Annotated in this window: 16 protein-coding genes; 7 read left to right on the plus strand and 9 right to left on the minus strand. The window is 49.6% G+C overall.

The features are described 5' to 3' along the window. The first annotated feature begins 6 nt into the window (after positions 1–6). From potH to rumB, 4 genes are read left to right on the plus strand one after another with little or no spacing between them, the layout of a single operon-like run. Complete coding sequence (gene potH / locus SF0810) at positions 7–960, plus strand: putrescine ABC transporter permease (protein NP_706736.1); 954 nt, start codon at positions 7–9, stop codon at positions 958–960. Next, positions 957–1802, plus strand: coding sequence for a putrescine ABC transporter permease (gene potI, locus SF0811; protein ID NP_706737.2), 846 nt, complete (start codon positions 957–959; stop codon positions 1800–1802). Before potH ends, potI begins: the two co-directional genes overlap by 4 nt. A gap of 59 nt (positions 1803–1861) precedes the next feature. Then, complete coding sequence (gene ybjO, locus SF0812; protein ID NP_706738.2) at positions 1862–2350, plus strand: hypothetical protein; 489 nt, start codon at positions 1862–1864, stop codon at positions 2348–2350. 40 nt (positions 2351–2390) lie between these two features. Beyond that, positions 2391–3518 carry a 23S rRNA (uracil(747)-C(5))-methyltransferase RlmC gene (gene rumB, locus SF0813; protein NP_706739.1) on the plus strand — a complete coding sequence of 376 codons (1128 nt, stop codon included), beginning with the start codon at positions 2391–2393 and terminating at the stop codon, positions 3516–3518. A gap of 174 nt (positions 3519–3692) precedes the next feature. On the opposite strand, the gene artJ is transcribed toward rumB, so the two are convergent. The 6 genes from artJ to ybjP form a co-directional block, all read right to left on the minus strand. Next, the gene (artJ, locus tag SF0814) at positions 3693–4424 is read right to left on the minus strand and encodes an arginine ABC transporter substrate-binding protein (RefSeq protein NP_706740.2); all 732 of its coding nucleotides are present in this window, start codon (positions 4422–4424) and stop codon (positions 3693–3695) included. A 291-nt stretch (positions 4425–4715) separates the two neighbouring features. Continuing rightward, a complete protein-coding gene (gene artM, locus SF0815; protein NP_706741.1) occupies positions 4716–5384 on the minus strand; it encodes an arginine transporter permease subunit ArtM in 669 nt (222 codons plus the stop codon). Continuing rightward, a complete protein-coding gene (gene artQ, locus SF0816; protein ID NP_706742.1) occupies positions 5384–6100 on the minus strand; it encodes an arginine transporter permease subunit ArtQ in 717 nt (238 codons plus the stop codon). The genes artM and artQ overlap by 1 nt, the downstream gene beginning before the upstream one ends. Before the next feature lie 6 nt (positions 6101–6106). Beyond that, complete coding sequence (gene artI, locus SF0817; protein ID NP_706743.1) at positions 6107–6838, minus strand: arginine ABC transporter substrate-binding protein; 732 nt, start codon at positions 6836–6838, stop codon at positions 6107–6109. Positions 6839–6855: 17 nt separating this feature from the next. Beyond that, positions 6856–7584 (minus strand): arginine transporter ATP-binding subunit, encoded by a 729-nt coding sequence (artP, locus tag SF0818; RefSeq protein NP_706744.2) that lies wholly within the window; start codon positions 7582–7584, stop codon positions 6856–6858. Between the two features lie 217 nt (positions 7585–7801). After that, complete coding sequence (gene ybjP / locus SF0819) at positions 7802–8317, minus strand: lipoprotein (protein ID NP_706745.2); 516 nt, start codon at positions 8315–8317, stop codon at positions 7802–7804. A gap of 648 nt (positions 8318–8965) precedes the next feature. Between ybjP and SF0820 the strand changes: the two genes are divergently transcribed. The 3 genes from SF0820 (at position 8966) to SF0822 (ending at position 12096) form a co-directional block, all read left to right on the plus strand. After that, positions 8966–10735 (plus strand): hypothetical protein, encoded by a 1770-nt coding sequence (locus SF0820; RefSeq protein ID NP_706746.2) that lies wholly within the window; start codon positions 8966–8968, stop codon positions 10733–10735. A gap of 210 nt (positions 10736–10945) precedes the next feature. Further along, the gene (locus SF0821) at positions 10946–11269 is read left to right on the plus strand and encodes a hypothetical protein (RefSeq protein NP_706747.1); all 324 of its coding nucleotides are present in this window, start codon (positions 10946–10948) and stop codon (positions 11267–11269) included. After that, on the plus strand, positions 11266–12096 hold the full coding sequence (locus SF0822) for a regulator (protein ID NP_706748.1): 831 nt from the start codon (positions 11266–11268) through the stop codon (positions 12094–12096). Before SF0821 ends, SF0822 begins: the two co-directional genes overlap by 4 nt. Here the strand turns inward: SF0822 and SF0823 are convergent. The 3 genes from SF0823 to ybjU all read right to left on the minus strand — a co-directional run bounded on the left by SF0823 (position 12093) and on the right by ybjU (position 15647). Then, a complete protein-coding gene (locus tag SF0823; protein NP_706749.2) occupies positions 12093–13142 on the minus strand; it encodes a nucleotide di-P-sugar epimerase or dehydratase in 1050 nt (349 codons plus the stop codon). The two genes, SF0822 and SF0823, sit on opposite strands and share 4 nt — an antisense overlap. A gap of 62 nt (positions 13143–13204) precedes the next feature. Further along, positions 13205–14635, minus strand: coding sequence for a hypothetical protein (gene ybjT / locus SF0824; protein ID NP_706750.2), 1431 nt, complete (start codon positions 14633–14635; stop codon positions 13205–13207). 10 nt (positions 14636–14645) lie between these two features. Continuing rightward, positions 14646–15647, minus strand: coding sequence for an L-threonine aldolase (gene ybjU, locus SF0825; RefSeq protein ID NP_706751.1), 1002 nt, complete (start codon positions 15645–15647; stop codon positions 14646–14648). Positions 15648–15659: the final 12 nt, after the last annotated feature.

Consider the following 15659-nt stretch of genomic DNA (forward strand, 5'->3'; position numbering starts at 1 on the left):
GCAAAGATGAATACACTTGAACCTGCTGCCCAGTCGAAACCGCCGGGCGGATTTAAGCTGTGGTTGTCGCAGCTGCAAATGAAGCATGGGCGCAAACTGGTCATTGCGTTGCCATATATCTGGTTGATCTTGCTGTTTCTGCTGCCATTTCTGATTGTCTTTAAAATAAGCCTGGCGGAGATGGCGCGCGCTATTCCACCTTATACCGAACTGATGGAGTGGGCTGACGGGCAACTGTCCATCACTCTTAATCTCGGTAATTTTCTGCAACTGACCGACGATCCGCTCTATTTCGATGCTTATCTCCAGTCGCTACAGGTGGCTGCGATTTCGACATTTTGCTGTTTACTGATCGGCTATCCGCTGGCGTGGGCGGTGGCGCACAGTAAGCCTTCGACCCGTAATATTTTATTACTACTGGTGATCCTGCCGTCGTGGACCTCGTTTCTGATCCGCGTTTATGCTTGGATGGGAATATTAAAAAACAACGGTGTGCTGAATAATTTTCTGCTGTGGCTGGGGGTTATCGATCAACCGCTGACCATTCTTCATACCAATCTGGCAGTTTATATTGGCATTGTTTACGCCTACGTGCCGTTTATGGTGCTGCCGATTTATACCGCGTTGATTCGTATTGATTATTCGCTGGTGGAAGCAGCGCTGGATCTCGGTGCACGACCGCTGAAAACGTTCTTTACTGTGATCGTGCCGCTGACTAAAGGTGGGATTATTGCCGGATCGATGCTGGTGTTTATCCCGGCTGTGGGCGAGTTTGTGATCCCGGAACTGCTCGGTGGCCCGGACAGCATCATGATCGGGCGCGTGCTATGGCAAGAGTTTTTCAATAACCGCGACTGGCCGGTGGCCTCGGCGGTAGCGATCATCATGTTGCTGCTGCTAATTGTGCCGATAATGTGGTTCCACAAACACCAGCAAAAAAGCGTGGGAGAACACGGATGAATAATTTACCGGTAGTTCGTTCGCCCTGGCGGATTGTGATTTTGCTGCTGGGCTTTACCTTTCTCTACGCGCCAATGCTGATGCTGGTTATCTATTCGTTTAACAGCTCGAAGCTGGTGACGGTGTGGGGCGGCTGGTCAACGCGCTGGTATGGTGAGTTATTGCGCGATGACGCGATGATGAGTGCGGTTGGTTCAAGCCTGACAATTGCTGCCTGTGCGGCAACGGCGGCGGCGATCCTCGGGACTATTGCGGCGGTGGTGCTGGTGCGCTTTGGCAGGTTTCGCGGATCAAATGGCTTTGCCTTTATGATCACCGCGCCGCTAGTAATGCCAGATGTCATCACGGGCTTGTCGCTGTTGTTATTATTCGTCGCGCTTGCTCATGCCATTGGCTGGCCTGCGGACCGCGGTATGCTTACCATCTGGCTGGCGCATGTCACTTTCTGTACGGCTTATGTGGCGGTCGTTATTTCGTCGCGTCTGCGGGAACTGGATCGCTCGATAGAAGAAGCCGCGATGGATCTCGGTGCGACGCCGCTGAAAGTGTTTTTCGTCATTACGCTACCGATGATCATGCCCGCGATCATTTCTGGCTGGTTACTGGCTTTTACTTTGTCGCTTGATGATCTGGTGATCGCCAGCTTTGTTTCCGGGCCGGGAGCCACCACGTTACCGATGCTGGTCTTTTCCAGCGTGCGGATGGGGGTGAATCCGGAAATCAACGCCCTGGCAACATTGATCCTCGGCGCGGTCGGAATTGTCGGATTTATCGCCTGGTATCTGATGGCGCGCGCAGAAAAACAGCGGATACGCGACATCCAACGTGCAAGACGTGGCTGAAGACACTAAAATTTGCCAACCTGGCTACATAATGCCGCGCATGTCGCGGCATTGTTTTCATGGAAGACGAAACGTTGGGATTTTTTAAGAAAACATCTTCATCTCATGCTCGCCTGAATGTGCCTGCGCTGGTGCAGGTGGCGGCGCTCGCCATTATTATGATCCGTGGCCTCGACGTGCTGATGATTTTCAATACGCTGGGCGTGCGCGGTATTGGCGAGTTCATTCATCGCAGCGTACAAACCTGGAGTTTAACGCTGGTCTTTTTAAGCAGTCTGGTGCTGGTTTTCATTGAGATCTGGTGTGCGTTTTCACTGGTGAAAGGGCGTCGCTGGGCGCGCTGGCTATATCTGCTGACACAAATCACCGCCGCAAGTTACTTGTGGGCGGCTTCGCTGGGGTACGGTTATCCGGAGCTGTTCAGCATTCCCGGTGAATCAAAACGTGAAATCTTCCATAGCCTGATGCTGCAGAAGCTGCCGGATATGCTCATCCTGATGCTGCTGTTCGTTCCCTCGACCAGTCGGCGGTTCTTCCAGTTGCAATAATGTGTATAATCGTCGCCCCTGATGATGTGAAGGTCAATGTATGCAGTGCGCACTTTACGACGCGGGTCGCTGTCGTTCCTGTCAGTGGATAACGCAGCCGATTCCAGAGCAACTCTCCGCTAAAACCGCCGATCTTAAAAATCTGCTCGCCGATTTTCCGGTTGAGGAATGGTGCGCGCCGGTGTCAGGCCCGGAACAAGGGTTTCGTAATAAAGCCAAAATGGTGGTGAGTGGTAGCGTTGAAAAAACACTGCTCGGTATGCTGCATCGCGATGGCACGCCGGAAGACCTTTGTGACTGCCCGCTTTATCCAGCCTCATTTGCGCCCGTTTTTGCGGCGCTAAAACCGTTTATCGCCCGAGCGGGGTTAACGCCCTACAACGTGGCGCGTAAGCGTGGCGAACTGAAATACATTCTGCTGACTGAAAGCCAGAGTGATGGCGGCATGATGCTGCGCTTTGTACTGCGTTCTGATACCAAGCTGGCGCAACTGCGTAAGGCGCTGCCGTGGTTACACGAACAACTACCGCAGCTGAAAGTTATTACCGTCAATATTCAGCCGGTACATATGGCGATTATGGAAGGGGAGACGGAGATCTACCTGACCGAACAACAGGCACTGGCGGAGCGTTTTAATGACGTACCGCTGTGGATCCGTCCGCAAAGTTTCTTCCAGACTAATCCGGCGGTCGCCAGCCAGTTGTACGCCACCGCGCGCGACTGGGTACGACAGCTGCCGGTTAAACATATGTGGGATCTGTTCTGCGGTGTGGGGGGCTTTGGTTTACACTGCGCGACGCCTGACATGCAGTTAACCGGGATCGAAATTGCGCCAGAGGCCATTGCCTGTGCAAAGCAGTCAGCCGCTGAACTGGGCTTAACTCGTTTACAATTTCAGGCGCTGGACTCCACTCAGTTTGCCACTGCTCAGGGGGAGGTGCCGGAGCTGGTGCTGGTTAACCCGCCGCGCCGCGGCATTGGTAAACCGCTGTGTGATTATCTTTCAACGATGGCACCGCGTTTTATTATCTACTCCAGCTGTAACGCCCAAACCATGGCGAAAGATATCCGCGAACTGCCAGGTTACCGCATCGAACGGGTACAGCTTTTTGATATGTTCCCGCACACCGCGCACTATGAAGTGTTGACGCTGCTGGTGAAGCAATAAAAAAGCCACAGGTGCGGCTTCAGATTGCTGATCAGGTGCGCTTTGTTCATGCCGGATGCGGCGTGAACGCCTTATCCGGCCTACAAAATCATGCTAAATCAATACATTGCAGAGTTGATGTGGGCCGGATAAGCGCAGCGCATCAGGCAATCTTACTTTTGTCATCAGTCTCAATTACTGCGGAAACCACTGGTCATTGATTTTCTGATATGTACCGTCAGCTTTAATTGCTGCCAGCGCGTTATTCAGTTTTTCCAGCAGAGCTTTGTTATCCGGACGTACAGCGATACCCAGGCCGGTGCCGAAGTATTGCGGATCGGTCACTTTTTCAGTCGCAACGCCCAGTTGCGGATTGGTTTTCAGCCATTCGTTTACCACCGCGGTGTCACCAAATACCCCATCAATACGACCATTTTTCAGATCGATAAAGGCATTCTGATAACTGTCATAGGAGACAGTTTTCACTTCCGGGTGCTGATCCTGAATATATTTCTGGTGCGTCGTACCGTTTTCCATCCCAATGCGTTTGCCTTTCAGGTCGGCAAACGTTTTGTAGGTATCTTTTTTGGAAATCACGACGGCTGAGTTTTCATAGTAGGGTGTGGTAAACGAAACCTGCTTGCTACGCTCCGGGGTGATATCCATACCGGAGATTACGGCGTCATATTTTCTGAATTTCAGTGACGGGATCAGGCTGTCGAACGCGTGATTAGTAAAAGTACATTCTGCCTGCATTTGTTTGCACAAGGCTTTTGCCAGATCGATATCAAAGCCGACAATCTCATTATTAGCACCTATAGATTCAAAGGGTGGATAGGTGGCTGAAACGCCAAAATTGATTTTCTCTGCGGCAGAAGCACCGAAAGTAAAGGAAGCAAGTAAAGCGGCAAGAACTAACTTTTTCATGATGGAACTCCCGTCTGTCAATCTTATGATTTTTGGCCGTGTCTGCGGCATGGGATAACAATGCCATCAAGTGAATTTATATGCAATAAACATGATTAAATAATTTAAATGAAATAAAAAAAGACGGATAACTTAGTGAGTTGTCCGTCTTCATTATAAGAATTTATGCACTATGTAGGCCGGATAAGGCGTCCACGCCGCATCCGGCACAGGCACCGTGCTGATGTCTGATGCGACGCTGGCGCGTCTTATCAGACCTACAAACCCCCCCGGCGAATGTACGCAGCTACATTAATTCCGCCGTTCGAATGCCAGTGCTTTGCGCTCGATCAGACGCATCATCAGCGTCAGCAGGCCGTTGACGACCAGGTAAATAATCCCTGCCGCACCGAACACCATTACATCGTAGGTGCGTCCGTACAACAACTGGCTGTATCCCATCACTTCCATCAGCGTAATGGTGTAAGCCAGAGAGGTACTTTTGAACACCAGCACCACTTCGTTGGAATAAGAAGAGAGCGAGCGTTTAAAGGCATACGGCAGCAGGATCGCCAGCGTATCTTTTTTGCTCATTCCCAGGGCGCTACAGGACTGCCACTGACCTTCTGGGATCGCACGAATTGCACCGTAAAACAGCTGCGTGGTATACGCCGCACTGTTCAGCGATAACGCAATCAGCGCACATAACCACGGTTCTGACAACAAATGCCACAGTGCCGGATACTCCTGCAACGTCGGAAACTGGCCCGGCCCGTAATAAATCAGGAAGATCTGCACCAGCAGCGGCGTACCGGTAAACAGCGTGATATAACCCCGCACCAGCCACACCAGCACCGGCGTTTTCAGCGTCAGGATGATGGTAAAAATCAATGCCAGAATCAGTGCCACAATCAGCGAGGCAACGGTTAGCGTCAGGCTGGTGTGCAGCCCTTTCATCAGCTCGGGTAAATACTCAAACATTAGCTGGGCCTCCGCTCAAAACGTGTCGCGCGCAGGTCAATGCGTTTGAGAATGTACTGACTGAGCAGGGTGATCACCAGGTAAATCGCCGCCGCCACAATGTACCAGGTAAATGGTTCCTGGGTACGAGTAGCAATGCTTTTGGTTTGTAACATTAAATCATTCACACTAATCAAACTGACCAGCGCGGTATCTTTCAGCAGCACCAGCCACTGGTTACCGAGGCCAGGCAGCGCATGACGCCACATCTGCGGCATCACCAGACGGAAAAAGATAGCCGATTTCGACAGCCCCAGCGCCTGACCAGATTCCCACTGGCCCACCGGTACAGCTTTCAACGCGCCGCGCAGCGTTTGCGAGGCATAGGCGGCATACAGCAGTGACAGAGCGATGACACCACAAAGGAACGGACTCACGTCGAAGTTCTCAATGTCCATCTGCACCGGGATCTGCACGAACCCAAGATTGATAGTGAAGCCATCCGAAAGCGTCAGCAGTAACTGCGAGGAGCCAAAATAGATAAACAGCACTACCAGAATTTCTGGCAGGCCACGCAGAATGGTTACCAGCGCTGAACCTGCCCACGCGACAGGACGCCATTTCGCTGACTCCCATACCGCAAAGAACATCGCCAGCGCCAGCCCGACAATCAATGCACAAACGGCAAGGCCGACGGTCATCCCGGCGGCGCTTGCTAAAGGAAAAAATTCATTCATCAGGAATTACTTCTGGAACCATTTGTTGTAGATGGTTTCGTAAGTGCCATCTTTCTTCACTTTTTCCAGCGCAGTGTTGAGTTTCTGCTGCAGTTCAGTGTTTCCCTGACGTACCGCGATGCCGAGGCCAGTACCGAAATAATCTTTATCGGTCACTTTATCGCCCACTGCCGCCAGTTTTGGGTTATCTTTCAGCCACTCAGTGACCACTGCGGTGTCACCAAATACGCTGTCGATACGCCCGTTTTGCAGATCCAGTTTTGCGTTCTGGTAGCTGTCATACGGAACGGTGGTGATTTCCGGGTGCTTATCCATAATGAACTTCTGGTGTGTCGTCCCGTTCTGAACGCCGACTTTTTTGCCTTTCAGCTGATCAACACTGGTGTATTTGCCTTGCTGACCCACAAACAGGGCAGAGTTGTCATAGTACGGGGTAGTAAACAGTACCTGCTTTTCACGCTCCGGAGTGATATCCATGCCCGCCATCACTGCTTCTACGCGACGGAATTTCAGGCTTGGGATCAGGCTGTCAAACGCCTGGTTAGAGAAAGTACAGGTTGCATCAATCTCTTTACACAGTGCCTGCGCCAGGTCGACGTCAAAACCAACGATCTGGTTGTTTGCATCAATCGATTCAAACGGAGGATAGGGGGCTTCGGTAGCAAAACGAATGGTTTCGGCAGCTGTGGCGGAAAGACTAAAACCTGCAATTAACGCGGCAATCAGAACTTTTTTCATTGTTGTTATCCCGAATCTTAGTGAGAGAGATAGTTTTTAAATGCTTCGGTTTGCGGCTCGGTAAAGCAGCTCGCGTCGCCTTGTTCTACGATATGACCATTTTCCATATACACCACTCGGCTGGCGGTTTTACGCGCCACTTCAACTTCGTGGGTGACGATCACCTGGGTAATATTCGTTTCTGCCAGCTCACGAATGATGCTGACGATTTGTGCCGTAATTTCCGGGTCCAGTGCGGCGGTCGGTTCATCGAACAGCAGTACCTGCGGTTCCATCATCAACGCACGGGCAATAGCAACACGCTGCTGCTGACCACCAGAAAGATGCAGCGGGTAACGATCGCTATAAGGTTTGAGACGCAGACGTTCCAGCAGTTTTTCTGCACGGGCCAGCGCCTGATCTTTACTCAACCCCAGTACACGGCAGGGCGCTTCAATCAGGTTTTGCTGCACGGTCAGATGCGGCCACAGGTTGTATTGCTGAAACACCATGCCAACGTTACGACGCAAATCGCGAATCGCTTTGTCAGAGGGTGTTTTGGTGAAATCGAAATGGTTGCCTGCAATGTTGAGCGTACCGGAGCGCGGCATCTCAAGCAGATTGAGTACACGCAGCAGCGAGCTTTTACCCGCGCCGCTGGGGCCAAGTAACACCAGCGTTTCGCCCTGTGGGCAATCCAGCGTGATATCGAACAGCGCCTGATGCGCGCCGTAGAAGCAATTAATGCCGTTTAATTGAATACTCATTGACACTCGTATACTGGCAGTCTGATAGCTATTGAGGTCGAAGATAGTACCTTTGACAGAATAATTATGCAATATTTATGCTTTAAAAGTTAAAAGCAAAGCGCATTATTCAATAAACATAGCACAAAATAACGGGGGCGGTGGTCGGTGAGCATAAATGTCGGCATTCCTCACGAAATGCCGGATAATTTACGGGGTTTATTGGTTGATCAAGGCGTTAGCGATTCTCGATGGACTGACGGAGCGTACCCGCCGTGGCATGAACGCTACCGCCTAAGTAGCGCACATCGTCGATGACCCAACACTGGCCTTCCTGAATCATTAACACTTCATCCTGCCAGCCCTGGTCACCCTGTTTGAGATCCACCCGCAATGGAATGTTACGGGCATCACGATTAGGGATAGTCGATGCACTGGCAACGTGGGCGCTGTCTGGCAAGGTGGTTCGACTGGAGAACGGATCGCTGCTTAACAATTCACGATGACTATTATCGCGGCTGGCATCGCTAAGTTGGGTTGCCAGTTTGTCACTCAAATAGGGGCGCAGGGCGGTAATGTCATTGCTGCGATGTTGAATGCGGTAGTCGTAGAATTGTTGAGCCACACTGTCAGGCCCTCCCTGGACACAGGAACCGGTGCGGGGGCCGTTATCTTTATAAGCTGGCGTGACGGTGGTACAGGCACTCAGCAGCAGTGCACATGGAATAAGTAGAGATAGTGAACGGTAGCGCATAATCATTTCCTTATTAGCTTGCTGTCTGCGTCACACTACGACCAAACGCTATCAGATTATTTAATACATTGTTTTTAATACAATTCTGAAACAATCTGAACACCTGATTGGGTTTGAGTCCATTGCTGGCGACCCACTCAAGGTTGCTCGTAGCTGACTTACTTAAATTACCCAAACAATAGACAGTGTAAACCATTTGTGAGGTTGAGCGTGTTATATGGCTGAAATGATCATTTAAGGTAAATATGATAGTTCTGAAATGGTGGTATAAATCCTCCTGTAGAGGTTAAGAGCATCTGCAAGAAGCCAGTTTCACATTTATAACGCGTGATAAATGAATGCGGTTATTGTCTAATCATTACAAAATTTTTCACATGCGATAAGAGATCCTGCGATTAAGATGATTGCCAAAATTACGTTGTATTTTTGAAAATGAGCGAAATTTGATAGTCCCAGCTTTGACTCTCGATAATATTATTTATGCTACAATTGTGGGTAAAGAATTTAAGCTAATGAATTTGAGTGAAGAATAAATTAAATTGCTTCAGTATTTCGTTAATTAATATAAATACAAAAGGCGTTGTGCTTTTATAATTATAAAGCGCGAGGAGTTCGGTGGATTATCGTTTTTCTTGGGTGATTTTTAATATGATAAACAATATATCTGATCAAGCATCATCATTTCCAGGCACACAACTAAATCAAAGTGATAATTTCCTGGATTCACTGAGGGAATTTTTCGCGATATTAAATCCCAGTCGTAAGGGTGAGTTGTCTACATGGGATACCATCTACTTGCATCTGATATTAGCAATAAATGCTGACAGTGATCTCATAAAAAATGATGTGTTGCTCGCGGAAAATATTCCATCAGCGAATTACCAATTTAATACATTTTTTAGCAATACTTTCGAGATTGATGTTAAAAAATATCTGGGTAAATCAGAAGATAACGAAGTTGAAATAAAAGCGGGTAATGAAAGAATCTCTATTGGAATACGTAATGTATCGAATGGAAAACTTGAAAGACAACAGTTTCTTTTCCCACTGGACTATGAGAATAAATTACAAGAACAATTAGATAAGTATTTTACGATTGAATCGCACCCATTATTATACAGGTATACCATTGGTAGTAAGATTGCGAATGTGATTTTTGAAAAGTTATACAGTCGTATTGACTTTAACAAAGAACAATATATATCCTTTATAAAGGACGCATTTATTCATTTTTATGATTATAGCAGGCGATATGCTATTAGTGAGAATATCGATAAAGACGCTGTAACAAACAATATCGCATTGATGAGCACTTTTTATGACAGTGATAATACGTCAGGTGAGGTTTTAAATAATGATTTTACAGAAGAAGAGTCATTTGAAACTGCGTTAGATGTAGAGCATGCAATAGTGCTTGGATTTGCTGATGATAATTTTGAAACAAAACCTGTTCATTATCAGGATTTATTAACACGATTTAGTGCCTTTCAAGATACCGTGTTTAATCTGTTTCCTGAAATGCACTCTTCGCATTACCACGATATTTGTAGCGTAAGTGTGGATATGACAAAGGGAACGCAATGCATGATTCACTTGATGGTGAATGAAGAAGTTTTCATGTCTCTGCCTGTTCCAGTTGCCACGATGGTACGTGAAGATGCAAGTAATTTAGTCAATCTTAAAACACTACTCAATGATGGTTGTTTCATTAAATATAGTCATTTTAATGACGTGGCATTAATAAAGCAAAACATAAGTAATCTCTATTTATCACACACTGTTGTGAATGAAAGCATATTGAAAAAATGTTGTTTTGAAAACGGCAGTTTAGGTGATGTTAAAATAACAAATAGCAATGTAATAAACAGTGCATTCAAAAATATTTCGTTTAGATCTGTTAAAATTAATAACGTAAATACTCATTCTTTAAAATTTATTAACTGCAATTTTTTCAATGTTGATATGATAAGAGTTAATCTCAGCAAATGTCTTTTTCATGAATGTAGTATGCATGGTGTCAAGATAAAACCCTGGTTGCCTGTAAAATGGACAAAAGAATTAATAAGTGATTATTTGTATGGCTGTTTACTATCTCTGTACTCTATCTGTGCAAGGGATATATATAATATGAACGCCGGGAATAACGTGAAGGTTGCTGCGGATGCTTTCCTTGAAATTATTTTCTCTCTTAAAAATAAATATTGTATTAAACTATTAAGCGCTCAGGATCGGGCGTTTATATACGAGTTTGCAAGAATGATCTTCGCTTATATTAATGACAAAAGCATTGAGATCTTATTACTTTCTTGTTTTGCGGCGGCTGACCAAAAAGCAATCCAGCGGTATAGACCTCAGTCACAAGATGGGGAAGACTTTAGGAGTCATTTACAATATAAGTTGCCTCTTTCCGCTCATTAATGTTGTTGGTGCAACATAATAAGACAGGTAAGCGGTACCCTATAATGAAACCAATATCGGGTTATGCAACGGATAATCGTAAAGACTTAAGTGGGTGTTTTTGACACAATGAGATGATTTCCTAAACTGATCAAAACCTTCTTCCCAACATGGCATATCAGTCCGATAATGCTTTAGAGATCGAAGGCTTAACAAACAAGGAGATCGATCATGCAATTTTCTACAACCCCAACTCTGGAAGGCCTGACCATCGTTGAATATTGCGGTGTGGTGACCGGCGAAGCGATTTTAGGTGCCAATATTTTCCGTGATTTCTTTGCCGGTATCCGCGATATCGTTGGCGGACGTTCCGGTGCGTATGAAAAAGAACTGCGTAAAGCACGGGAGATCGCCTTTGAGGAATTAGGCTCCCAGGCGCGGGCGCTGGGGGCCGATGCCGTAGTTGGTATTGATATCGACTACGAAACGGTCGGGCAAAACGGCAGTATGCTGATGGTTAGCGTCAGCGGTACGGCGGTGAAAACGCGTCGATGAGAAGAGTCTTCTGGCTGGTCGCTGCCGCTCTGTTACTGGCAGGGTGTGCAGGCGAAAAAGGCATTGTCGAGAAAGAGGGATATCAGCTTGATACCCGACACCAGGCGCAGGCGGCGTATCCGCGCATTAAAGTGCTGGTGATCCACTACACCGCAGATGATTTTGATAGCTCGCTGGCGACACTGACTGATAAGCAGGTCAGCTCGCATTATCTGATCCCTGCGGTGCCACCGCGATACAACGGTAAACCGCGCATCTGGCAACTGGTGCCGGAACAAGAACTGGCCTGGCATGCGGGGATTAGCGCCTGGCGCGGGGCAACGCGCCTTAACGACACCTCTATTGGCATTGAGCTGGAAAACCGTGGCTGGCAAAAATCATCCGGAGTGAAATATTTTGCCCCGTTTGAACAGGCACAGATTCAGGCGCTTATTCCGCTGGCGAAAGATATTATTGCCCGTTATCACATCAAGCCGGAAAACGTAGTGGCACATGCGGATATCGCACCGCAGCGCAAAGACGATCCGGGGCCATTATTTCCCTGGCAGCAACTGGCGCAGCAGGGGATTGGTGCCTGGCCGGATGCGCAGCGGGTGAACTTTTACCTTGCCGGGCGCGCGCCGCACACACCGGTAGATACCGCGTCATTGCTGGAGCTTTTGGCGCGCTACGGTTATGACGTAAAACCTGATATGACACCGCGCGAGCAGCGGCGCGTGATTATGGCATTCCAGATGCATTTCCGCCCGACGTTATATAACGGCGAAGCGGATGCAGAAACTCAGGCGATTGCCGAAGCATTGCTGGATAAATACGGGCAGGATTAGCGCGGCAGTTTTCCGTGGTCGCGTAGCCAGGCGGCAGTTTTCTCGATGCCTTCATCCAGGGTGATGACCGGCTGATAACCTAACTCTTCCTGCGCACGCGTAATATCCAGCGTAAAGTCAAAATTCAACTTGGAGGCGCCGTAGTGGGTCAGCGGCGGCTCTTTTGCTGACTTGCGGCCTAAACGCTCCATGCTGCGGGCGATCATATCCAGCATCGGGTAAGGGACGGAACGAATACGACAGTCAATATTCAACTCGTCGATCAGCTTCTGCACGATGCTGCGCAGTGTGCGATGCTCGCCGTTGGTGATGTTGTACACACGCCCGGAAGGTAGCTTATCGCAGGCTTCCTGGCTTGCCAGCCACATTGCGTGCACGGCATTTTCATAGTAGGTCATATCGACCAGCGCACTGCCGCCATGCGGTAACAGAATACTGCCGTAGTGGTGCATCATATGCGCCAGACGGGGAATAAAGACTTTATCGTGCGGTCCGAACAGACTTTGTGGGCGCAGAATAGTAAAGCGCGTTTGTGGATTCGCCTGCGAAAGCATATTGATCACTTCTTCGCTGGCTGCTTTGCTGCGGGCAAACTCGTTGGCGAAGCGGTGAGGGCGAAAATCTTCTTTAATATTGCGATGGTGGTGATAATCGAAGTACAGGGAGGGGGAAGAGATATGAATAAAGTTACGCACACCCCAGGCGACAGCCCATTCACCCAGGCGGCGAGTGGCGCGAACGTTAGCCAGATCGAAAGCCTGTTGTGTCCCCCAGGGTGAGGTAAAGCTGGAGCAGTGCCACAGCGTATCAATGCCCGCGAGCATCACTTTAGCTTGTGATGAAACCAGCTCGGTCAGATCCGTCGGAACAAACTCTGCGCCCATTTTTTCCAGCAATTTACCCATTGCTTCGTTGCGACCGCTCGCACGCACGCTGATGCCTTTCTGGCATAAAAACTCTACCGCGTTTCGACCTAAGCCGCTGGTGGCGCCGGTAACCAGTACCTTCATATCAATCCACTGTTGTTGAGAAAATGACGTGCGCATTCTTCCGTGATTTCCCCCATGATGCAATGGGAAACATGAAAGAATAACGCAGGTTTTGTCGATTAATCTGTGCTTTGTTCTGCCAGTCTGGCGATTTGTTTTGCCATTCCGCGAAAAATAAACAGATGCGCGGGGATCATCAATAACCAGTAAAACAGCCCCGGCATACCGTGCGGATGCCAGAAAGCGCGGACATCGATAGTACGATAGTCACCTTTATCTTCCAGGGTAAAACACAGTCGTCCCAGCCCCGGCGCTTTCATGCCAAATAACAACGTAAGTTGCTTTTTCGGTTCAACGACAATCACTTTCCAGCTATCCACCGCATCGCCGGTCTGTAAATATTCGCGCTCCGGGCGGCCTTTCGCCAGATTATGACCGATCGCGCGGTCCATCAACGCCCGTGTCTGCCACAAAATATTGCCAAAGAAATAACGCTCTTTACCGCCGATTTGGTTCACCACCAGCCATAAAGCCGCAAGGCTGGCGGACGTTTTAACGGTAAACCCCGCCTGTTTGGCGAAATAACCGTACTCCGGTCGCCAGCGGGCAAAGGCCTGAGCGTCGTAGCCCCAGTCGCTGGAGTTGACCAGTTTTTCTTCCTCTTTCAACGTGCTACGTACCGCGTCATCGAAAGCGATCAGCCGTTGTGGGATGAGTGCACGTAGCGCGGTATCATCTGCCAGCAGATCGTGTTTCAGCCCCTGAATCAACGCCCTGGCGGTGGTGGGCGGTACGGAAGTAATCACATTGAGAAACCACACCGAAATCCAGCGGGTGGGGAGGGGGATGGGGATCAACCAGCGGCGCTTACCGCTCACCGCCATAAAATGTTCAAACTGTTGCTGATAACTGAGCACCTCTGGTCCGGCGGCTTCGAAGATGCGGTGTTCGTTGGCTGGATGGTCTAACAGCGCCACCAGATAGTGCAGCAAGTTTTCCAGCGCGATGGGCGTGGTGCGTGAACGTACCCAGCGTGGCGGCGTTAACACTGGCAGGTTGTAGACCATATCGCGCATGACTTCGAACGCCGCTGAACCTGCGCCAACGATAATTCCGGCCCGAAGTTCGGTCACTGGTACATTCGCTTCACGAAGAATGTCCGCCGTAGCCTGACGAGCTCGCAGATGATCCGACTGCTCATGTGGCGGGGCCTGCAACGAACTGAGAAAGATTAATTGCTTAACTGGTACTTCACGTAGCGCATCGCGGACGTTGAGAGCCAGCTGGCGCTCCTGAGCGATAAAATCGCCGCCTTCGCCCATGCTGTGCACCAGAAAATAGACGGTATCGATATCCTGCAACAGGGCCGGAAGGTTATCCGGCCAGCTGAGATCGACTTTATGGCAACTGACGTTTGCCAGTTGCAGCTTTGCAAGCCTGTCGACATGACGTGCCGCCGCTAGGATCTGATGCCCTTGCTGGCTGAGTGTGCGCACCAGATGCTGACCAATGTAGCCACTGGCACCGAGAACTAAAATGCGTTGCGGCACGTCTCTCTCCTTAACGCGCCAGGAATGCGCGCCAGTGGGCGGCGACTTCCGCCAGTTGTTCGCGCGAGACGTCAAGATGCGTCACCAGGCGGACAATCGGCGAGGCGTTAATCAGCACGTTTCTCGCTTTCATGTATTCGCCTAACGCGGCAGCATTTTCTTCCCCGACGCGAACAAACAGCATATTAGTGTCCTGACGCATCACATCCGCGCCTGCTTCACGCAGTTGCTCCGCCATCCAGGCGGCGTTGTCGTGATCTTCCTGCAACCGTGCGACGTTATTTTCCAGGGCATACATCCCGGCGGCAGCCAGAATCCCGGACTGACGCATCCCGCCACCGGCCATTTTCCGCCAGCGGATGGCACGTTTAATGTAATCACGATTACCGACGAGTAATGAACCGACTGGCGTCCCAAGACCTTTCGACAGGCAAATGGTGAACGAATCACAATATTGCGTGATCTCTTTCAGTTCGCAGCCGTAAGCCACCACGGCATTAAAGATGCGCGCACCGTCAACATGCAGCGCCAGATTGCGCTCGCGGGTAAATTCCCATGCTTCTTTCAGGTATTCACGCGGCAGCACTTTGCCGTTGTGGGTGTTTTCCAGACTGAGTAATTTGGTGCGGGCGAAATGGATATCGTCGGGTTTGATTTTCATCGCCACTTTATCCAGCGGTAGCGTGCCGTCGGCAGCCGCGTCGATGGGTTGCGGCTGAATACTGCCCAGCACCGCTGCGCCACCGGCTTCAAACAGATAGTTATGCGCGGCCTGACCGACAATATACTCTTCGCCACGTTCGCAGTGACTGAGCAGAGCGACCAGGTTGGCCTGAGTGCCGGTAGGCAGAAAAATGGCGGCTTCTTTACCGGAAAGCTCTGCTGCATAGTCCTGCAGAGCATTAACGGTAGGGTCGTCTCCGTAAACGTCGTCCCCAACCGGGGCGGCCATCATCGCTTCGAGCATGGCGCGGCTCGGTCGGGTAACGGTATCACTGCGTAAATCAATCATGGCATGTCCTTA

The organism is Shigella flexneri 2a str. 301 (assembly GCF_000006925.2).
Classification (GTDB): domain Bacteria; phylum Pseudomonadota; class Gammaproteobacteria; order Enterobacterales; family Enterobacteriaceae; genus ECMA0423.

Bases quoted from the DNA above. Each gene is read 5' to 3' on its own strand.
- artP (NP_706744.2), bottom strand. From the start codon at position 7,584: ATGAGTATTCAATTAAACGGCATTAATTGCTTCTACGGCGCGCATCAG.
- potH (NP_706736.1), top strand. From the start codon at position 7: ATGAATACACTTGAACCTGCTGCCCAGTCGAAACCGCCGGGCGGATTT.
- ybjO (NP_706738.2), top strand. From the start codon at position 1,862: ATGGAAGACGAAACGTTGGGATTTTTTAAGAAAACATCTTCATCTCAT.
- SF0820 (NP_706746.2), top strand. From the start codon at position 8,966: ATGATAAACAATATATCTGATCAAGCATCATCATTTCCAGGCACACAA.
- potI (NP_706737.2), top strand. From the start codon at position 957: ATGAATAATTTACCGGTAGTTCGTTCGCCCTGGCGGATTGTGATTTTG.
- ybjP (NP_706745.2), bottom strand. From the start codon at position 8,317: ATGCGCTACCGTTCACTATCTCTACTTATTCCATGTGCACTGCTGCTG.
- artI (NP_706743.1), bottom strand. From the start codon at position 6,838: ATGAAAAAAGTTCTGATTGCCGCGTTAATTGCAGGTTTTAGTCTTTCC.
- rumB (NP_706739.1), top strand. From the start codon at position 2,391: ATGCAGTGCGCACTTTACGACGCGGGTCGCTGTCGTTCCTGTCAGTGG.
- artQ (NP_706742.1), bottom strand. From the start codon at position 6,100: ATGAATGAATTTTTTCCTTTAGCAAGCGCCGCCGGGATGACCGTCGGC.
- SF0822 (NP_706748.1), top strand. From the start codon at position 11,266: ATGAGAAGAGTCTTCTGGCTGGTCGCTGCCGCTCTGTTACTGGCAGGG.
- artJ (NP_706740.2), bottom strand. From the start codon at position 4,424: ATGAAAAAGTTAGTTCTTGCCGCTTTACTTGCTTCCTTTACTTTCGGT.
- ybjU (NP_706751.1), bottom strand. From the start codon at position 15,647: ATGATTGATTTACGCAGTGATACCGTTACCCGACCGAGCCGCGCCATG.
- SF0823 (NP_706749.2), bottom strand. From the start codon at position 13,142: ATGCGCACGTCATTTTCTCAACAACAGTGGATTGATATGAAGGTACTG.
- SF0821 (NP_706747.1), top strand. From the start codon at position 10,946: ATGCAATTTTCTACAACCCCAACTCTGGAAGGCCTGACCATCGTTGAA.
- artM (NP_706741.1), bottom strand. From the start codon at position 5,384: ATGTTTGAGTATTTACCCGAGCTGATGAAAGGGCTGCACACCAGCCTG.